Here is a 26194-nt window from a genome sequence, read left to right on the forward strand (position 1 = left end):
GGGGGCGGCGTGCGCGTCGTGATCGCGGAGGATTCGGCCATCCTGCGGGCGGGACTGGTCGAACTGCTGAACCTTCGGGGGCACGAGGTCGTCGCGGCCGTCGCCGACGGTGACAGCCTGTGCGCGGCGGTCCGCGAACACCGGCCCGACGTGTCCATTGTGGATATCCGGATGCCGCCGACGCACACCGACGAAGGGCTGCGGGCGTCGATCGCGCTGCGCGCGGAACTGCCGGGGTGCGCGATCCTGCTCTTCTCGCAGTACGTCGAGACGCAGTACGCGACGGAACTCCTGGCCGACCGCGCGGGCGGTGTCGGCTACCTGCTGAAGGACCGCGTCGCGGAGGTGTCGGACTTCCTTGACGCGCTCGGCCGGGTCGCCGACGGCGAGACCGTGCTCGATCCGGAAGTGGTCAGCCAGCTCTTCACCGCCACCCGCAAGACGGACGCGCTCGCCGGGCTCACGCCGCGGGAACGCGAGGTGCTGGGACTGATGGCCGAGGGTCGGTCGAACTCGGCCATCGCGGCGGGACTGTTCCTTTCGGCGGGCTCGGTGGAGAAGTACGTGTCGAGCATCTTCGGGAAGCTCGCGCTTCCTCAGTCCGAAGGGGACAACCGACGGGTTCTCGCCGTGCTGCGGTATCTGGAGTCCTAGACCAGGCCTTCCAGTTTCGCGACGACGTCGGCGAGGGGTTGCCGCGTGTCGATCTCGACGGTGGCCGACTCGCGCAGCAGCGGCTCGATCTCTTCGATGTCCGCGATGACGCGATCACGTTCTTCGCGAGATTTGCCGAAAGGGTTGGTGTCGCGGGTCTCGATGCGTTCGAGGATCACGTCCTGAGGCGCGCTGAGCAGGACGATGTGGTCGAACCGCGGGTAGAAATCCTGCTGGTTCCAGACGGTCCCGGCGATGAAGAGCGGCTCGCGGGTGCGTTCGTGCTCGGCGATGAGGGCGTCGATGCGGTCTTCGCGCCATTGGCGTTCCGCGTTTCCGTCTTCGGCGATCCAGCCGCCGGTGTCGGTGTCGACGGTGCGGAATCCCTTGCGCGCCAAGGCTTCGAGAGTGGTCGACTTGCCTGTGCCGGACATGCCGGTCACGAGGATCACGGTCACGTCGGCGAGTCTACGGCCCGGTTCTGGCGGTTGCTCTCGGTGCGGGTCCGTGAAGGGCCCCTTGCCTACCCTGAAGGTAGTGAAGGAGGCCTTCACTACCTTCGTCTGACTTGCGTGAGGACGGTGGTTGCGCGGGTCCATCCGGTCGCGGACCGGTGGCAGGCAACCCGAGTGGGGAAGATTGGGGACGTTGAACGTCCCAAATCCTTCATGCTCGACCGCTAGCCACGCCAGTGGGCAAGCAAATCAGGGGTCGCCAAGGGGGCCTTCACTACCTTCGTGATCGCCCCAAAGCGCCCCAGCGGCCGCGCGTGAAGGGCCCCTTCCCTCGGCTCAGCCGTTCCCCAGTACGTGAAGGCCCCCTTCCTATACCTAGGCGCAAGCAAGGGGGCCTTCATGTACCTCCGGCACGCATCGGGGGTAGTGGTCGTCCACGCTCACCGCGGCTCCACCGGAATCCCGTCCGCCTCCGGCAGGCACAGCTGCACCCAAGCGACATCCCGCCAAGCGCCGTGCTTGTACCCGATCCGCTTGTAGGTCCCCACGGGCTCGAACCCCATCGCCGCGTGCAGTCCGGCGCTGGCGTCGTTCGGCAGCACCATTCCCGCGCAGAAGTTCCGGAAACCGCGTGACGCCAGCGCATCCAGCAGTGCCCGATAGAGCGCGCGCCCGCCACCCGTCCTCCGGCGTCCGAGCTCCAGATAGATACTGACCTCGCAAGACCAGCGATAGGAAGGGCGGCCGCTGAACGGGCCTCCGTAGGCGTAGCCGGCGACGCGGCCTTCGTCGTCTTCGAGCACGAGCCACGCGTGTGATCGCTGCGCTTTGGCGATGCGCTCGGCCATCTCGTCCGGCTTCGGGGCCTCGGTTTCGAACGAGATCGCCGTGTCGGTGACATACGGCGCGTAGATCTCCGCGCACGCCGTCGCGTCGGCTTCCGTCGCTTCCCTGATCACCATGGCGACCATAGTAACCGAGAGTGCCACTATAGTGAGCAGCATGTCGGATCCCTTGTCCGCGTCGCTCGCCGCGACGCTCCAGTCCGCGAGACTCGATCAGAACCTCTCGGCCAACGCCCTCGCCGAGATGTCGGGCGTGTCCAGGGCGATGATCGGCAAGATCGAACGCGGCGAGGCGCAACCCACGGCCGTCCTGCTCAGCAGGCTTTCGGCCGCGCTCGGGATGACGCTGTCCGAGCTGATCGCACGCGCCGAACACGGTGACCGGCGGCTCGTGCGCGCGGCCGATCAGCCGACTTGGACCGATCCCGAGACGGGGTACGTGCGACGCGCGGTGTCGCCGTCGCTCGGCGGGCCGCTGGAACTGGTCGAGGTCGTGCTGCCCGCGGGCGCCGAGGTCGCTTTCCCCGCGCACACCTACGCACTGACCCACCACCAGATCTGGGTGCTCGACGGTCATCTGCGTTTCCGCGAGGGCGACGTCGAGCACGAACTCGACGCGGGTGACTGCCTGCAACTCGGCACTCCGCGGCCGTGCGCCTACGTCAACCCGACCGATGACCCGGTCCGATATTTGGTCGCTCTCGCCCGGCGGCACGCCTGATACTCGGGTGATGAGATCCCGGGCCCTCTCCTACGTCGCGGCGAAAGCGCGCGGCGGGCACGAGACCGGGCTGCCGGTGACACTGCACTTCCATCCCGACAGATCCACAATGGACGGACGTCCGCTGCTGGCTGCGATGGCCGAGGACGGCTTCTACCGCAACCAGTTCGAAACGGGGACGAGCAACGGCGGGTTGACCGCGCACCCCGGCGGAGATCGCTGGCGGTGGGAGAGCCGGATGTTCGGCGGCGCCTATGACGATGCCCCACCCGCCGAACGGCCCAAATACGGGGCGCTCGACTTCCGGCGCCGCGCGGTCGGCGGCGCACCTAGGTTCGGCTCGGCCCATTTGCGGATGGCGGCGCACACCACCGCGCGGACGACGTTCTGCTATCCGGACAGCGTCCTGCGACCGGCGGATTTCGGTTACGGCACCAGGGTTTCCGCACTGATCACGTTGGCCACCCAGGACGACGTGGATCCTCTCGACGACTACATCGAGGCACACGTTCACGGCCCGGTCCGGCTGAAAACAGACGTCGAAGCCCTCGTGCTCGACCCGAGCCACAGGGGCACCGACGTCGAGAAGGCCGCACTCGGGATCGGCTGCCCCGTCGAATGGCATCCGGGATTCCGCCTGTCGACCGGAGAACTCGCACGACACCCCGCGTACCGGGGTCCCGAATTCGTCGAACTCGGCTTGGCCTTGGCGGAAGACGGCTACCTCGATCCGCGCGTCCTCGGCGAGGCCCGCCACGTCGACCAACAGGCGCTCAAACGCGTTTGGCACTACGTCGCGCGCTTCGGAGTACTACCGTGACGGGCATGTACTCCACGGAGATCGAGGTGCGCACCGGCAGCGTGGCCGTGGTGCACGACCTGAACAAGGACGCCAGGACCTTCCTGCGCGACGCGGACGCCGAGGACGGGATCCTGCACGTCTTCGTCCCGCACGCGACGTCCGGGCTGGCGATCCTCGAAACCGGCGCCGGCAGTGACGAAGACCTGCTCAAGGCGCTCGACGATCTGCTCCCCCGCGACGGCCGGTGGCAGCATCAGCACGGCAGTCCCGGTCACGGCCGTGACCACGTCCTTCCCGCGCTGCTGCCGCCGTACGCGACGATTCCTGTGCTCGGCGGAGAGATGACGCTGGGCACCTGGCAGTCGGTCTGCCTAGTGGACACCAACCTCGACAACCCGGTCCGGCGCGTCCGCTTCAGTCTCCTGGAGGGCTGACCGGCCCGGCCACAGCGCGAGCACCAGCCCCGCCGCGAGCAATCCCGCGAGCACCCAGGCGCCGATCGTGACGTCCGGCGCGCCGGGCAAGCCCTGCAGCAGGCTCCGGAGTCCTTCCGCGGAGAACCGGAACGGCGTCCAGGACCACAGCACCGCGCGGTACGCGGGGTCCAGCAGTTCCGGAACCTGACCGGCGACGGCGGGCGCGACCAGGTACAGCGGGCCCAGGATCGCCATGGCCCGCACACCGAGCAGCCTCAGCAGGCCGGTCTGCAGGGCGGCGAACGCCGTCGAGGTCAGGAAGAGGAAGCCGAGGACGTCCCAGCCGAGCGGGAGCGAAGAGTCCCACAGCTTCAGGAATCCGGCCAGGACGCCGGTGACCAGCACACCCGCCGCGACGATCTGGGTGAAGCGCGCGGCGGCTCCCGCTTCCCTGCCGATCCGCCGTCCGGCCAGGATCAGCACGGCGCCCGCGGCCAGGCAGCCGACCCACGCCAGCGCGCTCAGCGCGAGCGGCGCGACACGGCCCGCGGCGCTCGCAGGGTGCAGCGTCTCGACCTTCGGTGTCCCGCCGAGCGCCTGCGCGGCGCCGGTCAGCGCCTGCTGCGCGATCTGTGTCCCGGACGGGTTCACCGCCCCGGAGACCACGACCGTCGACGGAAGTTCGAGGACGCCGTAGACCTCCTTGTCCTCCAACAGTTTCCGGCCTTCCTCCGGCGAGGTCACCCGCCAGGAGACCTGACCTCCGCCGTGGGACGCGATCCCGTTAGCGGCCGTCTGGAGCGGTCCCGGCGGCGCGGCCACGGCGATCGGAAGGCCATCGGGCGCGACAGTGGCCTGCGCGCCGAAGGTGAGGAAGCCGAGTACGACGGCTGCCAGCGCACCGGCCAGCGCGGCGAGTAAGGCGAAGGCCCCGGCGGGGCGACGGCTCGGGGTCGGCATGACCGTCCTCCATTATTCGTCACTTGTTGAATTAGTGCCTCAAGGTAGGCCGAGGCCCCCAAGAAGTCAACAGACGTTGAATAAGCTCCCCGGTAACGTCGACCGCGTGACTACTCCGCACCGGCTCGTGCTGTGGGACATCGACCAGACCCTCGTGGACCTGCGTGGCGTGGGCGCCTCCTGGTACACGACCGCGCTCGCCGAGGTCGCGGGCGTCGAACTGCGGGCGCTGCCGAACTTCGGCGGCCGCACCGAACGCGCCATCAGCGCCGACATCCTGACCTCGCACGGCGTCGAGCCCACCGAGGAGAACGTGCGCAAGCTCTGGCTCGCGTTGATCGCGGTCTCCGAAAGCCACGCCCCGACGCTGTCCTCGAACGGCCGGGCGCTCCCTGGCGCCAAAGACGCGCTGAACGACTTCGCCACGCACGGCGGCATCGTCCAGACGCTGGTCACCGGCAACCTGCCGGAGATCTCCGTCCACAAGCTGACCGCGTTCGACCTGCACGAGCACGTGGACTTCGAGATCGGCGGCTACGGCTCGCTTTCGGCACACCGGCCCGATCTGGTCCCCGCCGCCGTCGGCCACGCTTCGGCCAAGCACGGCACCGAGTTCGCGCCCACGTCGGTCGTCGTCATCGGCGACACCCCGGACGACGTACGGGCCGCGCTCGACAACGGCGCCGTCGCGGTGGCCGTGGCGACAGGGCAGTTCAGCGCGGAGGAACTGGCCGACGCGGGTGCGCACACCGTCCTCGGCGACCTCTCCGACCTGGCAGCGGTGCGCGCGGCCGTGCTCGGGAGCGCCAACTAAGCTCGCCCCATGGCATACCCAGGCGGCAACGGCTGGCCGGAGCAACCGCAGCAGCCCTACCAACAGCAACCCCCGCCGCAGGGGTATCCGCCACAGAACCCGCCTCAGTACGCCCAGTACCCGCAGGATCCCCAGCAGCAGTACCAGGGGTACCAGCAGTTCCCGCAGCAGACGTACCAGGGTTTCGCGCCGGAACCGCCGAAGAAGGGCAAAACGGGCCTGTGGATCGGACTCGGCGCGCTCGTCCTGGTCATCGCCGTCGGTGCCACGCTCTTCTTCGTCCTGCGTGACGGCGAAGACCCCCAGCCGCAGGCCGCTCCGCCGCCGTCATCCGCGCCGGCACCGCCGTCGTCCTCGGCGTCGAAACCGCCGCCCACGAGCAGCGGGGCACCGAAAGACAACAAAGTCCCCTCGACGACACCCGGCTGGCAGGGGATCCTGTCAGCCAAGGACAAAGTCGCCTACGACCTGCCCCCGTCCGGCTGGGAGACCAAGCCCGGGCAGATCGTCGGCTACAACGAGGGCGAGTTCAAGATGGTCATCCACGAGGCGTCGACGTACAAACTCGGCGCCTGCCCGGATGCCCGGGGCTCGAACCGCGGTGTCGTCGGCTTCGCCACCGCGGACCGGATCCCGGTCGAAAACGCCGCCAGGGGCGCTGTCCGGCTCTGGATCCAGTCCGCCACCGGCAAGGCCGACGTCCCGCTGCCCGACATCAACCAGGTCCCGATCGCGAGCGGCGCGATCCAGGCGGTCAGTTCGACGGGGACGTTCACCCCGCTCGAGACCGAGGACTGCCGGGCGCCGACCGTGAAGATCACCTCGGCCGCGTTCAAATCCGGTGACCAGACCATCTGCTTCGTCATGGCCCTCGACCAGGGCACACCCGACGCGCTGCCCGAGGCGGAAGCCCAGAAGATCCTCGCGAGTTTGAGGCCGCAGCAATGACCGGCCCCGGTGGGCGCCCCGACGAACCGCGACTGTGGTTCGTCGATCCGCTCACCGGGAAGCCACTCGAAGACGAAACCGAACAGACCGGGCCGCCACCGGTGGTTCGGGACACCGTTCCGAGGCGCCGCCGCGTCCGGCTCCTGCCGTCGCTGGGTGTCCTCGGACTGGTCGTCGTCCTCGCCGTCGGCACGCTGGCCACGTATCAGGCCAGGACCGCGGCCCCGCCGCCGTCCGCGCAGGACCTCGTCCTGCCCGATCCGGTGATGCCCACCCGGATCGAACCCGTGATCGCGGGCTGGCAACCCGTCCTGTCCGACGACCACCCGCTCGTTTTCGACGTCCCGCCGGACTGGAAGCTCGAAGAGCCCGACGTCGCCGTCGGTTACGAGACGCCGGCCGGGGACCTCCTCACGCTGCAGGGCGTCGCCCGGTACCGCCGCGACTCCTGTTCCGGCTCCGAACTCTCGGCACACGCGATGGCGGGGTTCACCACCATCGACGAGGGCGAGGTCGGCGGCATCACCCAGGCGGCGGAGGAGACCACCCTGCGGTGGGCCGAGGCCGCGTACGGCTCCATGAGCGGCGGACAGGCCCCGAAGACCGAAATCGGCACGGCCGGGCCGGTGACCGTCCTCGAAAGCGGCACGATCGCCACCTCCGTGACCACCACCGTCGTCCCCACCGCGGACGGACCGTGCTCGGCACCGTCGGTCGCGATCACCGCGATCGCCCTTCCCCTGCGCGCGCTGCCCGGATCCGGCCGCTACCACGTCCTCCTGGTGCTGGCGGACCAGGAGATCCCCGATGCGATAGCCAGGGACATCGTCCTCAAGATGGGTGAGAGCATCCGTCGCGAGTAGCACTCCCCTAAGGGAAATATGGGTCCCGTGCCGGATGTGTCCGACCGGCTCCCGCACCTACCTTGATTTCCATGCCAACAGGGGGAAGCGGGACGGCCGCGCCGGGCCGGACGCACAAGATCGCCACGGTGCTGAGGCACCGGCTGCCTTTCACGACCCTCGTCACGGTGACCATGCTCGCGCTCGCCTTGGCCTCGGGCGCGCTCTGGTCCGCCGCCGAGGATCGCGCGGTGTACCCGTACATCGCGTATGGGCTGCCGTCGCTCGAGTCAGGCCGGTGGTGGACCGTGCTCACCGGACCGCTGTTCGCGGTCGTCCCGCTGTACTACCTGCCGATGGTGCTCAGCTTCGCGCTGTTCGCCGGATTCGCGGAATGGCGGCTCGGCACACGCCGGGCGATGGCCGTCGCGATCGGCGGTCAGTTCGTCAGCGTCCTGGTGGCGGTCCAGTTCCTCGCGCTGAGCCGCAACTCCGGCTGGGAGTGGGCGGAACGGGTCGCGGGCAGCCTCGACGTCGGGTTCTCCGGCGGCGCGCTCGCCGCGGTCGCGGTCGCCAGCGCCACCCTGCGCCCGCCGTGGCGCCTGCGGTTGCGCGCCGGGCTGTGCGTCTACGCCGGGATCGCGATCATCTTCGTCGGCACGCTCGCCGACCTCGTGCACTTCTTCGCCCTCGTCCTCGCCCTCCCGTTCGGGCGCAAGTTCGTCGCTTCGAAGGATTCCGCCCGCGAACGGCGGCCGAGCCTGCGCGAGTGGCGGTTCTACGTCGTGGCCGGTCTGCTGGTGCTGACGGTCGCCGAACTGGTGATGTCCTTCGTACCGGGCAACGGCCCCTTCGGCTCTTCCGAAGAACTTTCGCTGTCCACCTGGGAAGTCGGCATCCTGTGCCTGATCGTGGTGCCGATCATGAACGGCCTGCGCAAGGGCAGCCAGGTCGCCTGGTGGTGCGCGATGATCCTGACCTCGTTCGTCATCCTGCAGGTGATGGCCTACGGCGGAGTACTCGCACTCGCCGAGGTCCTCGGTGAGGACACCGGGCTTTCGGATCCGCCGCTGTTCTTCGTGGACAATCTCCTGTGGACGGTCGAGTTCGCGCTGCTGATCTCTTCTCGGGGCGCCTTCCGCGTGCCGTCACGGCGGAAGCGCCGCCGCCTCGGCCGGATGGGCAACCCCGCGCTGGCCCGCACGCTGCTCAGCCGTCACGGCGGAAGCACGCTTTCGTGGATGACGACGTGGCCGCAGAACTCGTACTTCGTCGCCGCGGACGGCAAGTCTTACCTCGCGTACCGGCGTCACGCCGGTGTCGCCATCGCGCTCGGCGACCCGATCGCCCCGGACGGCGCGGGCGACCGCACGATCGCCGAGTTCCTCACCATGTGCGAGAACACCGGTCTCGTGCCGTGCCTGTTCTCCGCCACCGGCGACACCACCGCCACGACGCAGGAACTCGGCTGGAAGCACGTCCAGGTCGCCGAGGACACCCTGATCGAACTGGAGACGCTGGAGTTCCGCGGCAAGCGCTGGCAGGACGTCCGGACCGCGATCAACCGTGCCAAGAAGGACGGCATCGAGTTCCGGCTGGTCCGGCTCGCCGATCAGCCGCGCGCGGTGATCTCGCAGGTCCGCGCGATCTCCGAGGAGTGGATCAGCGACAAGGGCATGCCCGAGATGGGCTTCACGCTCGGCGGTGTCGACGAGGCGATGGACCCCGAGACCCGGGTCGGTCTCGCGGTGGACGCCGACGGCGTGGTGCACGGCGTGACGTCGTGGCTGCCGGTCTACACCGGCGCCGGCGCGATCGGCGGCTGGACGCTCGACGTCATGCGCAAACGCGCCGACGGGTTCCGCCCGTCGATGGAGTTCCTGATCGCGTCGTCCTGCCTGGCCTTCCGCGAGGAAGGGGCGAAGTTCGTGTCGCTGTCCGGTGCTCCGCTGGCGAGTTCCGGCGAACCCGCGCACGCCGTCGAACGCGTACTGGACGCGCTCGGCACGATGATGGAGCCGTTCTACGGATTCCGTTCGCTGCACGCGTTCAAGGCGAAGTTCCAGCCGCGCCATGTCCCGCTGTACCTGGCTTTCCGCGACGAGGCGGATCTGCCGCGGATCGGGATCGCGCTCGGCCGGGCCTACCTGCCGAACACGGGACTGCTGCGGCTGGCGAAGCTCGCTCGCTCCGGCAAGAAGCCCCAGCCCCAGAGAGATCAGCGCAGCGTCGAAGGCGGCGGCGTGATGGTCTTGCGGTCGGCTTCCGGGACACCCCGGTAGGTCTTGAGGATCTTCAGGATCTGTTCGCGGTCCGCACTGCCCTGCTGGTCTTGGTCCGAATAGACGAGCAGGGCGGCGGACGCGTCGCCCATGTCCACCGCCTGCACGCCGACGAGGGCGCGCTTCGGGATACAAGCCCCGGTGTACCCGAGGGTCACCTCGGCGATCAGGATGTTCGCGGGGGCTTTCGCGCCGGTGCCGAGCGTGAATTCCGTCGCCTGGGGCGGGTCCGCGACGATCTTGGCCGACAACGGGCCTTCCTCGGGGTTGTACGCGCTCACCACGAGGTCGTACAGGGCCTTGTTCGCGGCGCCGGGCGCGTCGGCGACCTTCACGGTCGCCAGTCCACTACCGCCGATCCTGCTCCCTCTGACCGCCGGGCAGTAGTCGTCGCCGACGAAAGCGCTGGAGAACATGGAGATACCGGGGACGAGCGCGGTCTTCTCCCAGCCGTGGATCGTGCCGGGTTTCGGCGTCCAGTTCGGCGGGACGTCGTAGGCGACGAGGCCGTCGGCGCCGGCCACGGACTGCCAGCCGTCGGTCACCGGCGGCGCGACGACGCGCGGCGAAGGCGTGTAGACCGTCGGCGCGCGGGGGGTACTGCTGCTCGACGACCGGTCCGAGCCGTTGTTCGCCAAGGCGGCGACCGCGATGACGCCGAGCGTGGCGAAGAAGCCGTACATGGCCCTTCGCCCGCTTCGCGACATCGGCTGCTTCGCCGGTTTCGGAGGTTCCGGCGTGGGTTCTGACGCGGGTTCGACAGGCGACGGCGTGTAGCCGGGCGAGTCCGAGGGCTGATAGCCCCCGAACCCGCTCAGCGCCTGTTTGTCCTCATAGCCCGGCGAGTCACCGCGCTTCTTGCCGAACATTACGAGCGGACGAGCTTGACCAGATGCTCCACGACCGCGTCGACGGCGATCTCTTCGCGGTCTCCGGTGCGGCGGTCCTTGACCTCGACGACACCGTTCGCCAGCCCGCGCCCGACCACCAGGATGGTCGGCACGCCGACGAGTTCGGCGTCCGCGAACTTGACGCCCGGGGAGGCCTTGCGGTCGTCGAGGACGACCTCGATCCCGGCGGCGTCCAGTTCGGCGGCGAGCTTCTCCGCGCCGGCGGCGATCGTCTCGTCCTTGCCCGCGATGACGACGTGCACGTCGAAGGGCGAGACCTCGCGCGGCCAGATGATGCCGAGGTCGTCGTGGTTCTGCTCGGCGAGCACGCCGACCAGCCGCGAGACGCCGACGCCGTACGAACCCATGGTGATGCGGATGGGCTTGGAGTCCGGGCCCAGCGCGTCCAGCGAGAACGCGTCGGCGTACTTGCGGCCCAGCTGGAAGATGTGCCCGATCTCGATACCGCGCGCGGCGACCAGGGTGCCCTTGCCGTCGGGCGAAGCGTCGCCTTCGCGGACCTCGGCGGCCTCGATGACGCCGTCACCGGTGAAGTCGCGGCCCGCGACCAGGTCGACCACGTGGTGGTCGCGCTCGTCGGCGCCGGTGACCCAGGCGGTGCCGTCGACGACGCGCGGGTCGAGCAGGTAGCGGACGCCGTTGTCCTTCAGCGCCTTCGGGCCGATGTAGCCCTTGACGAGGAAGGGGTTCTTCTTGAAGTCCGCTTCTTCGAGCAGTTCGAACTCGGCGGGCTCGAGCGAGGCTTCGAGGCGCTTCGTGTCGACCTCGCGGTCGCCGGGGAGGCCGATGGCCAGCAGCTCCCACTCCTTCGCGCCCGGCTGGCGCGTCTTGACCAGGACGTTCTTGAGCGTGTCCGCGGCGGTGAAGGTGCGGCCGAGGCCCGCTTCGTTCAGGAACGCGACCAGCGACTCGATGGTCGGCGTGTTCGGCGTGTGGTGGGTCTTCGCCTCGGGCAGCCCCTCGATCGGCTTGGCCTCGGGCGCGGGCGTGGTGACCGCTTCGACGTTGGCCGCGTAACCCGATTCGGTGCTGCGGACGTAGGTGTCTTCACCGGTCTCGGCGACGGCGAGGAACTCCTCGGAGGCCGAGCCGCCCATCGCGCCCGAAGTCGCCTTCACGACGACGTACTCGATACCGAGGCGGTCGAAGAGCTTGGTGTACGCCTGGCGGTGCAGCTCGTAGGACTTCGCGAGGCCCTCGTCGTCGAGGTCGAAGGAGTAGGAGTCCTTCATGACGAACTCGCGGCCGCGCAGGATGCCCGCGCGGGGGCGCGCCTCGTCGCGGTACTTGGTCTGGATTTGGTACAGGACGACGGGATAGTCCTTGTACGAGGTGAATTCACCCTTGACGGTGAGCGCGAAGAGCTCTTCGTGCGTCGGGCCCAGGAGGTAGTCGGCGCCCTTGCGGTCCTTGAGACGGAACAGCGCGTCGCCGTACTCGGTCCAGCGGCCGGTGGCCTCGTAGGGCTCCCTCGGCAGCAGCGCGGGGAACTGGATCTCCTGCGCGCCGAACGCGTTCATCTCTTCACGGACGACGTTCTCGATGCGGCGCAGCACCCGCAGGCCCAGCGGCAGCCAGGAGTAGCCGCCCGGGGCGACCCGGCGGACGTAGCCGGCGCGTACCAGGAGCCGGTGGCTCGGTACCTCGGCGTCCGCCGGATCCTCACGCAGGGTGCGAAGGAACAACGACGACATCCTGGTGATCACTTCTGGGCTCCTCGCTGGAATTTACGTGCTGAGACGTTCTGCGCAGCGTAGTCACCCCGCCCCGGGGCGGTTCAACCGGTTATCGCGGGTGCCCGGTTTTGTCGGTGGGTGCCGCTAGCTTGCCGCCATGGGTATCGAACTGGGCATGATCACGATCGACTGCGCGGATCCCCGCGGGCTCGCGGCGTTCTGGACGAAGGCGCTCGGGGTCGAGGTGGATCAGGACTACGAGGGCGAGTTCCTGATCCTGCACCCCAAGGTGGAGAACGGGCCCGTGTTCGCGTTCCAGCGCGTTCCGGAACCGCGGGCCGGCAAGAACCGGGTCCACATGGACTTCATCACCGAAGACAGGAAGAAGGAGGTGGAACGCCTGATCGAGCTGGGGGCGAAGACGGTGGAAGAGCACGAGATGCCGGGTATCGCCTGGACGGTGCTGGCCGATCCCGTCGGCAACGAATTCTGCGTCGCGACCCACGGGTAGCGAGGCCGGTCCCGATGGTCAGAATGGCGGTATGACGGAGCGAGCCATCCTGCCCTGGTCCGACATCGAGCTGCCCGAGGGCCTGAGTGTCCGGCTGTACGACGGCATCGGCCCGCTGCCGGAGGGCGGCCTCGATGACGTCGAGGTCTACGTGCTGCCGTACGACACCGGGGCGGAGCCGACGAAGCTGATCGACAGGCTTCCGTCACTGAAGCTCGTGCAGTCGCTTTCGGCCGGGGTGGAGAGGCTGGTCCCGCTGGTGCCGGCGGGGGTGCGGCTGGCCAACGGCCGCGGCCTGCACGACCTCAGTGTCGCCGAGCACGCGCTGGCGCTGATCCACGCGTCGCAGCGGGATCTGCCGCGCTGGTTCGCGCAGCAGGCGACGGGCTCTTGGGACCGCGAGCACACGCGCTCGCTGGCCGACAGCCGTGTGCTGCTGGTCGGCCATGGCTCGATCGGCCAGGCCATCGAGCGGCAGCTCATCGCGGCCGAAGCGGTCGTGACCAGGGTGGCGAGCACGGCCCGTCCCGCGGAGCGGGTGCACGGCGTCGGCGAGCTCGCGGAACTGCTGCCGTCGGCCGACATCGTGGTCCTGATCCTGCCCGAGACGCCCGCGACCACAGGCCTGTTCGGCGCCGCGGAACTCGCCGCGCTGCCGGACGGCGCCCTGGTGGTGAACGTCGGGCGAGGCTCGGCGATCGACACCGAGGCGCTCACCGCCGAGACCGTCGCCGGACGGTTGCGCGCGGCGCTGGACGTCGTCGATCCGGAGCCGCTGCCCACCGGGCATCCGCTGTGGTCGGCTCCGGGCGTCGTCATCACGCCGCATATCGCGGGCGGGTCGGCTTCGTTCCACCCGCGCGCGAAGCGGCTGGTCGCCGAGCAGTTGCGCCGCTACGCCGCCGGGGAAGAGCCGCTGAACCTCGTCAGTGGAACGGACGGCTAGGACCCGGCGGGTGCCTCTGGCCTTCACTACGAGCAGTCCTGCGCTGCCGCGGGGGTTGCGAAGAATGGCTTTCGCAACACCTGCCCTAGCGGCGGCGAGAGTCGCGAGAGAGCGCAGGTGAGCCAGGCGCCTAGGCGCTGTCCTGTAAGTCTGCTCGATGGGCTTCGTGATCCAGGTGGTTTCTGGCGGTGCGGGCGGTTCTGCCTCGTACCGGGTTGTACTCGGCTGGACCGTCCGTGCCGTCAGGGACCAGCTGGGCGCGAAGACCGCGAGCATGACTTGCAGGACAGCGCCTAGGGCCAATGGGTCCGGTAGGCGAGCCAGTCGCGCATGGCCGCGGCGAGACGACGCTGCGCCGCGCGGACCCCGGTCGTCGCGGGTGGCTCCGGTAGTCGTGAAGCCCGTTCCGCGTGCCCGGCCAAGGCGACGCCGAACGCCGTGACCGCCCAGACCGGGACACCGGTCAGCACGGGACGCCGCCGCAGCAGGCGGTCGACGTCGGCGGGCTCGTGTCCGGCGTCGAGCAGATACGGGACGAGCGCGACCAGGTCGAGCCAGCCCGCGCCTCTCGCCGGATAGCGCCAGTTGGTGACGAGCACCCGGCCCGGTCCGGTCCGCACCAGATACTCGGGCTGGATGTCGTTGTGCAGCAACGTGTCCCCGGCCGACCAGGGATGCCAGGACGTCTCCAGCTGGACGAGCCTGTCGAGGTTGCGGACGGCCCAGCCGTCGAGGTCGTCCGGTGGTTCCTTCGCCAGTTCGTGCCAGCCGCGCAGGAGCGGGCCGAGATCGTCGAGGGCGTCCGGGACGTCGGGCAGCGGGCACGGCGTGAGCGTGCGCCCGAGCGCGCCGAAGGTGGCCAGGACCGCGGAGAGGTCCGGCGATCCCGGGCGCAGGTTCGGCCTGGTGCCGTCGAAGTCGGCGAACGCGAGGACGAGCCACTCACCATCCACAAAGGACAGCAGCTTCGGCGTGGGCGCCTCCGGGGGCAGCCGTCGCGCGATGGCGGCCTCCGTCCGGTAGCCGCCCGCCCGCGGGCTGCTCGCCGGGATCGCCTTCAGGAAGACCCAGTGACGACCGCGTTCGAGCTCGAGCCTCGCCGAGACGCCACCGTCGAATTCCGGGGTCTGCCACAACGAACGGCGAACCACCGACCCGAGCTCGCGCTCCACCGCGTCACGCGTCGCCGACGACAGGTCGTGCCAGCCGAGGCGTGCGGAAACCGGCAACGCCCTAACACCCCCAGCGATCTCTCCAAGAAGATCGACTGTACCTAAATCCACCCTTTCGGGTGTCAACCGGTCAGGTCGGAACGGGCTTCACGTAGCCGGCCCAGCGCTGATGCTCGCTGAACCCGACACGTTCGTAGACACCGAGCGCGCGGTGGGTGTTGTCCTGGTCGACGTTGAGCGAAGCCCGCTGGAAACCCGCGGCCCTGGCTTTGACGAGGGCGTGCCCGAGCAGCGCGCTCGCGATCCCGCGTCCGCGAAGGCTCGCGTCGGTGGAGACGTGACTGACATACAGGTCCTTCACGCCGGTGACGGCCTCGTCGGAGGCGAAGAAGGCGCTCAGCACCATCGCGACCGCCCTGTCCCTCTCCGGGCTCAGCAGCAGGAACGACAGGTCCGGCTGGAAGTCCTTGCCGCCGACCACCAGATGCCGCCAAGCCTCCGGGGACTGCTCCGTGCTCCCCCAGTGACCCGCGAAAGTCTCGTTGCGGCACCGCAGCGTGAAGGCCTCGTACTTGTCCTCATAGGTCACCAGCGGGAACTCGCCGGGCAGCGGTTTGGCAGGCGGGATCGCGTCGAGGTCGGCCCGCATGTCGACGAACCACCGCGCGTGCTCGTATCCGGAATCGACGAGGACCTCGGAGAGCCAGCGCTGTTTGGTGTTGGCCGCGGCGTGCAGCTCCAGTGGCACGTCCGGGTGGGACTTCGCGTGGAGGCGCTTACCCGCCTCCACGAACCAGCCGGTGAGGTGCGCGGCGATCGCGTCGTCGCGGTATCCGGGATGGACGAGCGTCTCGACCCGCATCATGTGCACCGGATCCGCCGCGTCACGTTTCCTGAGCAGGCCGTAGGCGACCAGTTTGCCGCCGTCCCAGGCGCTGGTGGACACCGTCGGCAGGTCGACGGTCGGCGAGCCGATCTCTTCGGCGAGATCCTCCGCGCTGTAGTGCTCCTCGATCGGCTCGACACGCTCCGCCTCGGCGAAGGTCTCGGCGAGTCGCGGCATGTCGTCCATGGTCAGCGGGCGCCAGGTCAGGCTCATGCGGACGAGGCTAAGCCCGCGACTCGGGGTGACGCACTTCATTTAGTTACGCTTCCGTGGTGCTCGTGCTGCTCCCCCCTTCCGAAACCAAGGCCACCGGTGGCACCGGCGCGCCGCTGGACCTCGGCGCGCTGTCGTTCCCGGAGCTGAACCCGACCCGGGCGAAGCTGGCCGACGCGCTGGCCGAACTGGCGGCCGACATCCCGGCCAGTGTCGCCGCGCTCGGCATCACGCCGCGCCAGGCGGGCGAGGTCGCCCGCAACGCCGAGCTGTGGACCTCGCCCACGATGCCCGGGCTGCGCCGGTACACCGGGGTGCTCTACGACGCGCTCGACGTCAAGTCGTTCACCAAGGCGACGCTGGATAAGGCCGAGAAGCGCCTCGCCGTCGCTTCGGCGCTGTTCGGCGTGGTCGCGGCGACCGATCCGATCCCCGCGTACCGGCTGTCCGGAGGAAACGCGCTGCCGTCGCTCGGGACCGTCCGCAGTATCTGGAAGCCGGTGCTCGAACCGGTGCTCCAGGGCATCGAGGGGCTCGTGGTCGACCTGCGCTCCGGGACCTACTCGGCGCTGGCGAAACTCCGGCCGGACGCGGTGACCGTCCGTGTCGTGACCGAGGACGCGAAGGGCAACCGGACCACGGTGAGCCATTTCAACAAGGCGTACAAAGGACGGCTGGCCGCGGAGCTGGTCAAGTCCCGCAGCGAACCGTCCACTGTGGAACAGCTGATCCGGGTGCTGTCGAAGGCGGGCCTCGACGTCGAACGCACCGGAGACCACAGTCTCGAACTACTCACCGGAGACGGCGTGCATTAGTTCCGTACCCCTACGGGCTTCTTCCTCGGTTGTTCCGCCGGTGGCACATGCGGAAAGTGATTTCCAGCCACCTGGAAAGGAACAACCGTGAACAGAAGACAACGGCTTCTGGGGATCGCCACCGCCACCCTCGGCTGCCTCTCGGTCCTCCTGCCCGCTCCGGCGGCGGCCGCTGACCTGCCAGCCGTCACCCCGACGGATCAAGCGGTCGTCCCCGGTGGACTGCACACGAACTCCATCGGCGGCACCCCCGCCTCGGTCAAGGACCATCCGTTCATCATCGCGGGCCTGCGCCAAGGCGGTGTCCGGCCACAGGGCCAGACCTGCACCGGTTCGGTCGTCGCGCCGCGCAAGATCCTGATCGCCGCGCACTGCAAGGCGGCCGACGGCGAGAAGAGCTTCCTTTACGGACTGGACGATCTCAACGCCGGCGGCGGGACGCGGATCGGCGTCGTCAGCTACGACATCCACCCCAAGTACGTCAACTTCGACCAGGGTTACGACGTCGCGGTGGTCACCACCGACGCCGACATCCCGGTGCCGGGCGGGCAGTACGCGAAGGTCGCGACGTCGGCCGACACGGACCTGAACAAGCCGGGCAAGTCCGGCCTCGGGCTCGGCTACGGCAAGAAGAACCACAACGACAGTCCCGCGAACGTCGAACTGCACAAGTTCACCCTGCCGATCGTGCAGGGCAGCAGCTGCAACGGTGTCGGCGCGGGCTTCAAGGACGCGACGATGATCTGCAGCGGCTACAGCGACGGCCGCGTCACCATCCTGCAGGGTGACAGCGGCGGACCGCTGATCGTGGACGGCAAGGTCGTCGGCGTCGCGTCGTGGAGCCGCAGCGACTTCAAGTGGTACAGCGTGTACGGCAGGCTCAACAACGACATGGGCGACTGGGTCAAGGAGAAGATCGGCACGCCGCAGAACCCGGAGACGTTCTCTCTCGCGGTGACGCCGTCCTCGGTCAAGGTCGAGCCGGGCAAGTACGTTTCGGCGACGGTGACCAGCAAGCCGGGCAAGAACGGCGCGGAGAAGGTCGACCTGAGCGCTTCCGGGCTTCCGGACGGGGCGAAGGCCACGTTCCAGCCCGCGTCCATCACCTCGGGCGAGTCGGCGAAGGTGAGCATCGAGGTTCCCGCCGGGACGGCCGAAAAGGACTACGCGGTCACGATCTCGGGCAAGGGAACCACCGACACGGCGACCGCGAACCTGACGCTGACCGTCGGTGAGGGCGGACCGCAGCCCGGCAACCTCCAGGTGAGCGTGAGCCCCGGCAGCGGGACCTCGCAGCCCGGGTTCTTCAGCAATGTCACGGTTTCCGCCACCGGCGGGACCGGCACGATCACGCTTTCGGCGTCCGGGCAGGGTCTGCCGTTCGCGCCGTTCTTCAACCCGAAGACGATCTCGAGCGGTGGCAGCTCGACCATGCAGGTGGTCGCGCCGTTCCAGCGCGGCACGTATCCGGTGACCGTCACCGCGACGGACTCGGCGGGCAAGACCAGCACCGCCACCTACACCCTGACCGTCCAGTAAGCAGGCAAGTCCGTGAAGGCCTCCTTGAGGGACTCTGGGTCCCTCAAGGAGGCCTTCACGGACTTCAGGACCGGGCCAGCACGGCCATCGCGGCGTTGTGACCGGGGATGCCGGAGACACCACCGCCCCGTACGGCACCGGCGCCGCAGAGCAGCACCCGCTCGTGAGCGGTCTCGACTCCCCAAAGACCCACCTGAGCCGCATCGGCCGCGTACGGCCACGACAGGTCGCGATGGAAGATGTGTCCCGCGGGCAGCCCCAGTTCGGCTTCGAGGTCCAGCGGCGTCTTCGCCTCGATGCACAACCGGCCGTCCGGCGAGCGCAGCACACAGTCCTCGATCGGTTCCGCCAGCACACTGTCCAAAGAGGACAGCGTCGCCCGCAACGCCTCTTCCCGAGCCGCGTCGTTGCGCCCCTCGAACAACCTCGCGGGCATGTGCAGGCCGAACAGGGTCAGCGTCTGCACACCGGCCGCTCGTTCGGCCGGGCCGAGGATCGACGGGTCCGTCAGCGAATGGCAGTAGATCTCACACGGCGGCAGTGCCGGGATTTCGCCCGCGGCGGCCTCCGCGTACGCCGTCGCCAGTTGCGCGTAACTTTCGTTGACGTGGAACGTGCCCCCGAAGGCCTCACGCGGGTCGACGCCCGGATCCCGCAGCCGCGGCAGCCGTGAAAGCACCATGTTCACCTTGAGCTGCGCGCCTTCCGGCGCCTCCGGCGGCTCCTCCCCCAGGAGCCGCGCGAGTGTCCGCGGCGCGACGTTGGCCAGCACGTGACCGCCGCGCACGGCGAACTCGTCTTCACCCAGCCGGTAACGCACTGTGCCGTCCGGATCGACGGACAGCACCTCGGCACCGGTCACCAGCCGTGCCCCGGCCGTGCGCGCGGCCGACGCGAGCGCGCCGGTCACCGCGCCCATCCCGCCCACCGGCACGTCCCAATCGCCGGTCTCGTTGCCGATCACGTGGTAGAGCAGGCAAAGGTTCTGCCGGAAGTCGCCGGCGTCGGCGAAGGTCCCGATCAGCGCGTCGGTCAGGACGACGCCGCGGACGACGTCGTCGCCGAACAGACCGGTGAGCGTTTCCGTGATCGGCCGTTCGAACAGCGCGTCCCAGGCCGCCGGCTCGATGCCCGAACGCAGTTCCTCCCTGGAGACCAGCGGTTGGGTGAGCGTCGGGAAGGTCCGCTCCGCGACCCGGGAGGTCATCGCGTAGAACCGTCGCCACGCCTCATAGTCCTTTGTGGACCCGGTGAGCGCGGAGAACGAGGCCGAGGTGCGGCCGTCGTCGCCCGTGTCGACAAGGAGACCGCCGTCGCCGACGGGTGTGTACGAAGACATCCGCCGCCGCTTGAGATCGAGCCCGAGCCCGAGGTCCGCGATGATCTTGCGCGGCAGCAGGCTCACCAGGTACGAGTACCGCGACAACCGGACGTCGACCCCGGGGAAGGCCCGGAAGGACACCGCCGCCCCGCCGACCTCGTCGCGGCGTTCCAGCACCAGCACCGAACGGCCCGCTGCGGCCAGATAAGCGGCCGCCACCAGGCCGTTGTGCCCGCCACCGACGACCACGGCATCGTAGGACTCCATGCACTTCCTCCCGAACCAACGACAATGCGCCGCGGTCATCGTGACCGCGGCGCACCGCCGTTCGCAAGGACTCAGAAGGTGATGGAGAATCCTTCGATCGTCCCGCTGTCGAACCGGTAGACGTCACGGACCCGCAGTTTCCAGGTCCCGTTCGCCGGTTCGGACGAGGCGTTCACCGTGAACGACGTGTGCACGCCGCTCGCCTCGCCGATCCCTCCCGCTGGCTTGAGCCCGAACACCGCACCGCTCGGCCCGATGAGGTCGATCGCCAGGTCACCGGTGTAGGTGTGCGCGATGTCGACCTTGACCGGCAGCGTCGACGACGCCTTGCCGTCGCAGCCCTCCTGCGTCACCGTGCTGGTCACCGCGTCACCCGCGTCCGGAATGGACACCGGTGTGGTGTTCGACTTGGCCCCGCACTTCGGGCCGGGGCCGCCACCGCCGATGAACGACACGTTCAGCAGCTTGTTGACCGTCCCGCTCGGCAGGCCCTTGAGCACGCCGTCCGAGGAGTTGTTCACCAGCGCGTCCCGCGTCTGCTGCGCGGTGGCCCCGGAGTTCGCGGACAGGTACAGCGCCGCCGCGCCCGCCACGTGCGGCGTGGCCATCGAAGTCCCGCTCATGTTCGCCGAACCACCGTTGGACGTGGACAGCGACGTGATGTTGCTGCCAGGGGCGAAGATGTCCACGCACGAACTGTGGTTGGAGAACGAGGACTTGTTGTCGTTCTCGTCCGAGGCGCCGACCGTGATCGCCTCGGGGATGCGGGCGGGGCTGACGTTGCAGGCGTTCTGGTTCTCGTTGCCCGCCGCCACCACGTAGACGAAGCCCGCCGCGATGGACTTCTTGATGACGTCGTCGCCGAGCCCGACCTGGTCCATCCGCAGGCTCAGGTTCGCCACCGCCGGTTTGGTGCCGTTCGCGGTCAGCCACTCCGCCGCGTCCACGATGGCGGAGTCGGGACCGTTGCCCGAACAGTCGTTGCCCAGCACCTTCAGCCCGACGAGTTTGACCTGTTTCGCCACGCCGTAGGTCTTGCTGCCGATGGTGCCCGCGGTGTGACTGCCGTGCCCGTTGCAGTCTTTGCCGTTGCCGCCCACGAAGTCCTTGCCGATGGACGCGCGCCCCTCGTACTCGGGGTTGTCCGGGTTGATCCCGGTGTCGAGGTCGTACGCGGTGACGCCCGTGCCCGTGTTCGGGTACGTGAAGCTCTTGTCACGCGGCAGGTTCTTCTGGTCGATCCGGTCGAGGCCCCAGGTGGGGTTGGTCTGCGTGCCGACGGCCCGCGCGGTGCCGTCCTCATAGACCGCCTTGACCGCGGGATCGGCCGCGAGCCGCCGGGCCTGCTGCTCGGACATTCCCTTGACCGAGAAGCCGCGCAGCACGTTCTTGTACGCCGACCGGACCTCGCCGCCGTAGCGGCCGGTGAGCGCGGCCGAAGACTGCTCGACAGCCATCGTGCCGACGTCGTGGAGCGCGACGATGTACTGGTCCCCGTAGTGCTGGTTCGCCTGCACGACAACGCCTTCCGCCTGCGCGGCGACGGCGTTGCCGGCGGCGAGCGCGGCGAGTGCGGTGGCCGCGAAGACCACCACACCGCCGCGCACGCCGCGGCGCATCAGAGACCTGCCACGTTCAGCAGCTTGTTGGTCGAGCCGGTGCCAGGGCTGGTCACGACGCCGTTGGTGGCGGCGGCGGCCAGACCGGAGGCCACGGCGGCGGGGTTGGCCGACGGGTGCGAGGTCAGGTAGATCGCGGCCGCACCGGCGACATGCGGGGTCGCCATCGAGGTACCGCTCATCTGCTGGGTGCCGCCGCCGTTACGGGTCGAGGTGATGTTGGTGCCGGGCGCGAAGATGTCGGTGCAGCTGCCGTAGTTCGAGAACGTGGACCGGCGGTCGTCGTTCTGCGTGGCGTTGACGGTGATTGCCTCCTTCACGCGGGCGGGGCTGGTGCTGCAGGCGTTCGTGTTGGAATTCCCGGAGGCCACCGTGTTGGTGATACCCGCCGAGACCGCGCGGCGGACGGCGGAGTCCACCCCGGAGTCGGCCGGGCCACCGAGGCTCATGGTGAGCACCGACGGTCCCTTGGCGTTCTTCACGACCCAGTCGATCCCGCTGATGATCTGCGAGTACTGGCCGCTGCCCTGGCAGTTCAGCACCCGGACGGAGACGATCTTGGCGCCCTTGGCCACACCGTAGGTCGCGCTGCCGACCGTGCCCGCGACGTGCGTGCCGTGGCCCTGGCAGTCCTTGGCGTCGCTGTCGTTGTCGATGAAGTCGTAACCGCTGCTCGCGCGGCCGCCGAATTCCGACTGGCGGTAGTCGACACCGGTGTCGAGGACGTAGACCGTCGCGCCGGCACCGTCGTTCGGGTAGGTGTACTTCTTGTCCAGCGGCAGGTTCTTCTGGTCGATCCGGTCGAGGCCCCAGGTCGGGTTGTTCTGGGTACCGGTCATGTGGGCGACGGCGTCCTGCTGGACGAAGTCGACGGCTGGGTCGGCGGCGAGCCGTTTGGCCTGCGCCTCGGTCATTTTCGCCGAGAAGCCGTTCAGCGCGGCGGTGTAGGTGGCCTTCACCTGGCCGCCGTACTTGGCCGCGAGGCCGGCGTCGCCGCTCTTCAGCGAGACGATGTACCCATCCGTGACGGCTCCCTCCACACCGGCGCCGCGGATCTGCCCCTCGGCGGCCGTCGCCGATCCGGCGAAGGCCAGCGAGGCCGCTACACAGGCCCCGGTGAGCACCGCACCCGCGATCCGGTGACGTCGAAGTTCTCCACGCATTTCCTGAGCTCCGTTCACTCGAACAGGTGGTTCGCGTCGGCGGAATTCCGGGCCGACGCCGTGACGAGCAGTCACGCTTCACTCACTTTCGGGTGGCGGGACCTGCACGAACAAGCGAGGCAACGGTCCGTAGGACTACGTATCTAATAGGGAAAATCACCGTCCCTACGAAAGTTGTGTGACCGTCCGAGCGGGTTCCGTGATCGCCGAACACGCGCTTAAGCTGCGTTCACTCGAACGGTGTTGTTCGTGAAGCGGGGGTGACCCGGCATGGTGATCGGTGGCTGCCGACGCAGGACGAGTTCGCCCGTGCTCGTCGGCCGTGATGCGGAACTGAGCGAGATCCTCGACGGCGCGATGCGTTCGCCGTCGGTGATCGTGCTCGAAGGCGAAGCGGGGGTGGGCAAGACCCGGCTCGCCACCGAATTGCTGGCCTGCCCCGAACTGGCCGGACGGCCGGTCCTCACCGGGAGCTGCCAGCCGCTGCGCGAGCCGTTCCCGTACGGCGTGGTCTTCGACGCGCTGAAGGACGTCCGCCCGGCGCGCGAGCTCAACCCCGTGACCGGCGTACTCGGGCCCTACCTGCCGGAACTCGCGGCGTACCTACCCGAGCCGCCCGCCCGGCTCGGTGATCCGAGGGCCGAACGGCACCGGCTCTTCCGCGCCGTCCGGGAACTGCTCGGCTCGCTGGGCCCGCACGTCCTCCTCATCGAGGACCTCCACTGGGCGGACGACGGTTCCCGCCGCCTCCTGCGGTTCCTGATGACCGATCCGCCCGCGGGGCTGACGCTCCTGCTCACTTACCGGCGCGAGGAGACGCCCGGCGGTATCCCGCTCGGCAGCGCCTTCCGGCCGGCACCCGGCACCACGCACGTGCTCGTCACGCTCCGGCCCCTTGACCGCGACGGCGTCCAAGCGATGGTTTCGGCCCTGCTCGGCGAGGCGAACGTCTCGGCCGAGTTCGCCGCGCGACTGCACGAGCGGACCGCGGGGATCCCGTTCGTGGTCGAGGAGATCGTGCACGCGATCGGGGGCGTCGAGGGCGCGGTGCACGCCGACGGCGCGACCGCGCGGCGCCTGCTCGACGCCGTCGAAGTCCCGGCGCTGGTGCGTGAGGCGATGGTCGAACGCCTCACCGCGCTGCCGTCGGCCGCCCGGCGGATCACCGAGGCCGCCGCCGTCCTCGGCACACCGTCCACTTCGGACCTGCTGACCGCCGCGGCCGCGCTCACGCCCGAGCGCGCCCACCGCGCGCTGGTCCTCGCGCTCGAACGCAACGTCCTGGTGGAGACCGGCGAGGGCGAATACGGCTTCCGGCACGCGCTCGCCCGGCAGGCCGTCTACCGCGCCATCCCCGGCCCCGATCGCCAGGAACTGCACCGGCGGGCCGCGCGGCTGCTGCGCGACAGGCTCCCGCAGTCCCTCGTGCGGCTCGCCGAGCACTGCCGCAAGGCGGGTGACAGGGCCGGAGCCCTGAAGTACGGCGAAGCGGCGGCCGATCAGGCGTCGACTGTCGGCGATCTCGCCACCGCGACGGATCTGCTCCGCACCCTGCTCGACGAACCGGGCCTGCAACCGTCCGATGTGGACAGACTGGCGGTCAAGTTCAGCTCGGTGGCGTGCAACGGGCTCGCCCAGACCGAGGTCGTCCCGGCGCTGGAGCGGCTGCTCACCGACGGCAGGCTGTCCGGACGGCTGAGCGGCGAAGTCCGGCTGGGTCTCGGGCTCCTGCTGGTGCGCCAGGCGAACGGGCTGGAAGCGGCGAGGACCGAGATCGAGATCGCCGTCAACGACCTCGCCGACCGGCCCGACCTCGCCGGACGCGGGATGGGCGTCCTCGCGCAGCCATGGGTCGGCGCGACCCCGCTGCGAGAGCACCGGCGGTGGATGGACCGGGTGGACGAGCTCATCGACCAGGCGACCGACCCGCGGCTGAAGATCATCCTGCTGGCCAACAACACGGCGTCGCGGCTGCACATCGGGGACGCGCGGGGCTGGGACATGCTGGACCGGGCGCCCACCAGCGTCGGCTCGTCCGACGAGCAACGGCATCTCGCGCGGCTGCACTGCAACAGCGCCGACGCCTGCGCCTGGACCGGTCACCACCGGCGTGCCAGGAGCCTGCTGCGCAGCGGAATGCAGCTGGCCGCCGACTGCGGGGCGCCGTACGTCGTCAGCACGGCCAGCGCGACGGCGGTCCACACCGACTGGCTCACCGGGAACTGGGACGGTCTCGCCGAACGGGCCGACGCGCTGATCGACGAGTACCGCGACCTGCTGCCGGTGACCAGCGAACTGTGCCTGGTGCTGGGCCTGCTCGCCGCCGCCCGCGGCGAATGGGACGAAGCCGCGGCCCGGTTCGCCGGAACCGCGGCGGATCAGCCGGAGAACGCGTTCACGCCGGTCGCGATCGCCGCGCACGCCGGGATGGCGGGCATGCTGCTCGCGCAGGACCTCGGGGAGGCCGCCGTCACCCAGGCGGAAAAAGGACTGGAACTCTTGCGCGCCAAGGGCGTCTGGGCCTGGAGCGCCGATCTGGTGATAGCCGCCGTCGACGCGTACTGCGCCACCGGCCGGGAAGCCGCGGCGCAAGCGCTGACCGACGAGTTCGAACGTGAGATCGGCGATCTCGACGCGCCGTCGACCCGTGCCGCGCTGGCCGCGAACCGCGGGCTCGTCGCGGCGGCGCGAGGCGACCACGCGGAGGCGATCAAGGCCTTCGAGCAGGCTCGGACGCGATTCGACGCCCTCCCGGCGCCGTATCACGCGGCGCTGATCGCCGAACGGGCCACGCGGTGCCGCCTGGCCATGAACGAGGACGTCGCCGAGACGTTCGCCGCGCTCGCCGAAGCTTTCGACCACCTCGGCGCCACCCGCGACGCCGCGCGCTGCCGCCACGCGTTCCGGTCCACCGGCGCCGTCGCCCCCTCGCGGCGCGGGCGCCGGGGCTACGGCGACGAACTGTCCCCGCGCGAACGCGACGTCGCCCGCCTGCTGGCCGCCGGGCATACCAACCGGGAGATCGCCGAGGTGCTGTTCCTGTCCCGGCGCACGGTGGAGCAGCACGTCGCGAGCGTTCTGCGCAAGCTGAAGGTGCGGTCGCGGAGCGAGCTGGCGGGGCTGCGGTCGGCTTAAGCACTGTGTCGTGTTGGTGAGCGAGGCCGTCGCGAGTCGATCAAGGGTTCGGTCCGTGAAGGCCTCCTTGCCTACCCTGAAGGTAGTGAAGGAGTCCTTCACGGACTTCAAGCGGGCCAGGAGCGCCGGTGGCTGTTCGGCCCTGGTCAGGAACGGCGTCGTCCGGGAGGTGTTGCGACACCCGGAATTAATTCGGTTGCGGGCGCCCGGCGGCGTCCGAGATGATCGTGCGCGATCCGGCAGGGCGCCGGTGGATGCGACAGGGAGGTGCGTCGTGCAGA

General features: G+C 69.4%; 23 protein-coding genes. 13 read left to right on the plus strand and 10 right to left on the minus strand.

Annotated features, from left to right (window positions below):
* The first annotated feature begins 9 nt into the window (after nucleotides 1-9).
* A complete protein-coding gene (locus HDA45_RS08825) occupies nucleotides 10-654 on the plus strand; it encodes a response regulator (RefSeq protein ID WP_184893568.1) in 645 nt (214 codons plus the stop codon).
* Here HDA45_RS08825 and HDA45_RS08830 read toward each other — a convergent pair.
* Both HDA45_RS08830 and HDA45_RS08835 read right to left on the minus strand, forming a co-directional pair.
* Entirely contained in the window at nucleotides 651-1112 is a 462-nt protein-coding gene (locus tag HDA45_RS08830) for an AAA family ATPase (RefSeq protein ID WP_343072036.1), read from the minus strand. The genes HDA45_RS08825 and HDA45_RS08830 overlap by 4 nt on opposite strands.
* Nucleotides 1113-1549: 437 nt before the next feature.
* A complete protein-coding gene (locus tag HDA45_RS08835) occupies nucleotides 1550-2080 on the minus strand; it encodes a GNAT family N-acetyltransferase (RefSeq protein ID WP_184893570.1) in 531 nt (176 codons plus the stop codon).
* Nucleotides 2081-2111: 31 nt separating this feature from the next.
* On the opposite strand from HDA45_RS08835, the gene HDA45_RS08840 reads away from it, so the two are divergent.
* From HDA45_RS08840 to HDA45_RS08850, 3 genes are read left to right on the plus strand one after another with little or no spacing between them, the layout of a single operon-like run.
* Nucleotides 2112-2675 (plus strand): helix-turn-helix domain-containing protein, encoded by a 564-nt coding sequence (locus HDA45_RS08840; RefSeq protein WP_184893572.1) that lies wholly within the window; start codon nucleotides 2112-2114, stop codon nucleotides 2673-2675.
* Between the two features lie 10 nt (nucleotides 2676-2685).
* On the plus strand, nucleotides 2686-3495 hold the full coding sequence (locus HDA45_RS08845; protein ID WP_184893574.1) for a DUF3626 domain-containing protein: 810 nt from the start codon (nucleotides 2686-2688) through the stop codon (nucleotides 3493-3495).
* 5 nt (nucleotides 3496-3500) lie between these two features.
* Nucleotides 3501-3911 (plus strand): secondary thiamine-phosphate synthase enzyme YjbQ, encoded by a 411-nt coding sequence (locus tag HDA45_RS08850; protein ID WP_184893576.1) that lies wholly within the window; start codon nucleotides 3501-3503, stop codon nucleotides 3909-3911.
* Here the strand turns inward: HDA45_RS08850 and HDA45_RS08855 are convergent.
* Nucleotides 3849-4853, minus strand: a complete 1005-nt coding sequence (locus tag HDA45_RS08855) for a YhgE/Pip domain-containing protein (protein WP_184893578.1) — start codon at nucleotides 4851-4853, stop codon at nucleotides 3849-3851. The two genes, HDA45_RS08850 and HDA45_RS08855, sit on opposite strands and share 63 nt — an antisense overlap.
* A 127-nt stretch (nucleotides 4854-4980) precedes the next feature.
* Here HDA45_RS08855 and HDA45_RS08860 point away from each other — a divergent pair, with 127 nt between their 5' ends.
* The 4 genes from HDA45_RS08860 (at nucleotide 4981) to HDA45_RS08875 (ending at nucleotide 9739) form a co-directional block, all read left to right on the plus strand.
* Nucleotides 4981-5667, plus strand: coding sequence for an HAD hydrolase-like protein (locus HDA45_RS08860; RefSeq protein ID WP_184905450.1), 687 nt, complete (start codon nucleotides 4981-4983; stop codon nucleotides 5665-5667).
* A 9-nt stretch (nucleotides 5668-5676) separates the two neighbouring features.
* Nucleotides 5677-6615, plus strand: a complete 939-nt coding sequence (locus HDA45_RS08865) for a DUF8017 domain-containing protein (RefSeq protein WP_184893580.1) — start codon at nucleotides 5677-5679, stop codon at nucleotides 6613-6615.
* The gene (locus HDA45_RS08870) at nucleotides 6612-7478 is read left to right on the plus strand and encodes a DUF8017 domain-containing protein (RefSeq protein ID WP_184893582.1); all 867 of its coding nucleotides are present in this window, start codon (nucleotides 6612-6614) and stop codon (nucleotides 7476-7478) included. The genes HDA45_RS08865 and HDA45_RS08870 overlap by 4 nt, the downstream gene beginning before the upstream one ends.
* 71 nt (nucleotides 7479-7549) lie before the next feature.
* Entirely contained in the window at nucleotides 7550-9739 is a 2190-nt protein-coding gene (locus tag HDA45_RS08875) for a bifunctional lysylphosphatidylglycerol flippase/synthetase MprF (protein ID WP_184893584.1), read from the plus strand.
* On the opposite strand, the gene HDA45_RS08880 is transcribed toward HDA45_RS08875, so the two are convergent.
* Both HDA45_RS08880 and HDA45_RS08885 read right to left on the minus strand, forming a co-directional pair.
* Nucleotides 9676-10608: a DUF8017 domain-containing protein gene (locus HDA45_RS08880; RefSeq protein ID WP_184893586.1), complete on the minus strand. Its 933-nt coding sequence runs from the start codon at nucleotides 10606-10608 to the stop codon at nucleotides 9676-9678. The two genes, HDA45_RS08875 and HDA45_RS08880, sit on opposite strands and share 64 nt — an antisense overlap.
* A complete protein-coding gene (locus tag HDA45_RS08885; protein ID WP_184893588.1) occupies nucleotides 10608-12356 on the minus strand; it encodes a proline--tRNA ligase in 1749 nt (582 codons plus the stop codon). The genes HDA45_RS08880 and HDA45_RS08885 overlap by 1 nt, the downstream gene beginning before the upstream one ends.
* A gap of 127 nt (nucleotides 12357-12483) precedes the next feature.
* On the opposite strand from HDA45_RS08885, the gene HDA45_RS08890 reads away from it, so the two are divergent.
* Both HDA45_RS08890 and HDA45_RS08895 read left to right on the plus strand, forming a co-directional pair.
* Entirely contained in the window at nucleotides 12484-12837 is a 354-nt protein-coding gene (locus tag HDA45_RS08890) for a VOC family protein (RefSeq protein WP_184893590.1), read from the plus strand.
* A 31-nt stretch (nucleotides 12838-12868) separates the two neighbouring features.
* Complete coding sequence (locus HDA45_RS08895; RefSeq protein WP_184893591.1) at nucleotides 12869-13783, plus strand: 2-hydroxyacid dehydrogenase; 915 nt, start codon at nucleotides 12869-12871, stop codon at nucleotides 13781-13783.
* A gap of 293 nt (nucleotides 13784-14076) precedes the next feature.
* Here HDA45_RS08895 and HDA45_RS08900 read toward each other — a convergent pair whose 3' ends face one another.
* On the minus strand, nucleotides 14077-15012 hold the full coding sequence (locus HDA45_RS08900) for an aminoglycoside phosphotransferase (protein WP_184893593.1): 936 nt from the start codon (nucleotides 15010-15012) through the stop codon (nucleotides 14077-14079).
* A gap of 73 nt (nucleotides 15013-15085) precedes the next feature.
* Nucleotides 15086-16054 (minus strand): GNAT family N-acetyltransferase, encoded by a 969-nt coding sequence (locus tag HDA45_RS08905; RefSeq protein ID WP_184893595.1) that lies wholly within the window; start codon nucleotides 16052-16054, stop codon nucleotides 15086-15088.
* Between the two features lie 59 nt (nucleotides 16055-16113).
* Between HDA45_RS08905 and yaaA the strand changes: the two genes are divergently transcribed.
* Together yaaA and HDA45_RS08915 are read left to right on the plus strand one after the other, a co-directional pair.
* Nucleotides 16114-16869: a peroxide stress protein YaaA gene (gene yaaA, locus HDA45_RS08910; RefSeq protein WP_184893597.1), complete on the plus strand. Its 756-nt coding sequence runs from the start codon at nucleotides 16114-16116 to the stop codon at nucleotides 16867-16869.
* An 87-nt stretch (nucleotides 16870-16956) separates the two neighbouring features.
* Complete coding sequence (locus HDA45_RS08915) at nucleotides 16957-18408, plus strand: trypsin-like serine protease (RefSeq protein ID WP_184893599.1); 1452 nt, start codon at nucleotides 16957-16959, stop codon at nucleotides 18406-18408.
* 64 nt (nucleotides 18409-18472) lie between these two features.
* Here HDA45_RS08915 and HDA45_RS08920 read toward each other — a convergent pair whose 3' ends face one another.
* The 3 genes from HDA45_RS08920 to HDA45_RS08930 form a co-directional block, all read right to left on the minus strand.
* Complete coding sequence (locus tag HDA45_RS08920; RefSeq protein ID WP_184893601.1) at nucleotides 18473-19996, minus strand: phytoene desaturase family protein; 1524 nt, start codon at nucleotides 19994-19996, stop codon at nucleotides 18473-18475.
* Between the two features lie 71 nt (nucleotides 19997-20067).
* Nucleotides 20068-21615, minus strand: a complete 1548-nt coding sequence (locus tag HDA45_RS08925) for a S8 family serine peptidase (protein ID WP_184893603.1) — start codon at nucleotides 21613-21615, stop codon at nucleotides 20068-20070.
* The gene (locus HDA45_RS08930; protein ID WP_184893605.1) at nucleotides 21615-22778 is read right to left on the minus strand and encodes a S8 family peptidase; all 1164 of its coding nucleotides are present in this window, start codon (nucleotides 22776-22778) and stop codon (nucleotides 21615-21617) included. The genes HDA45_RS08925 and HDA45_RS08930 overlap by 1 nt, the downstream gene beginning before the upstream one ends.
* Before the next feature lie 309 nt (nucleotides 22779-23087).
* Here HDA45_RS08930 and HDA45_RS08935 point away from each other — a divergent pair, with 309 nt between their 5' ends.
* Nucleotides 23088-25913 carry an AAA family ATPase gene (locus HDA45_RS08935; protein WP_184905452.1) on the plus strand — a complete coding sequence of 942 codons (2826 nt, stop codon included), beginning with the start codon at nucleotides 23088-23090 and terminating at the stop codon, nucleotides 25911-25913.
* The last annotated feature ends 281 nt before the right edge of the window (nucleotides 25914-26194 follow it).

Source organism: Amycolatopsis umgeniensis (assembly GCF_014205155.1).
Classification (GTDB): Bacteria; Actinomycetota; Actinomycetes; order Mycobacteriales; family Pseudonocardiaceae; genus Amycolatopsis; species Amycolatopsis umgeniensis.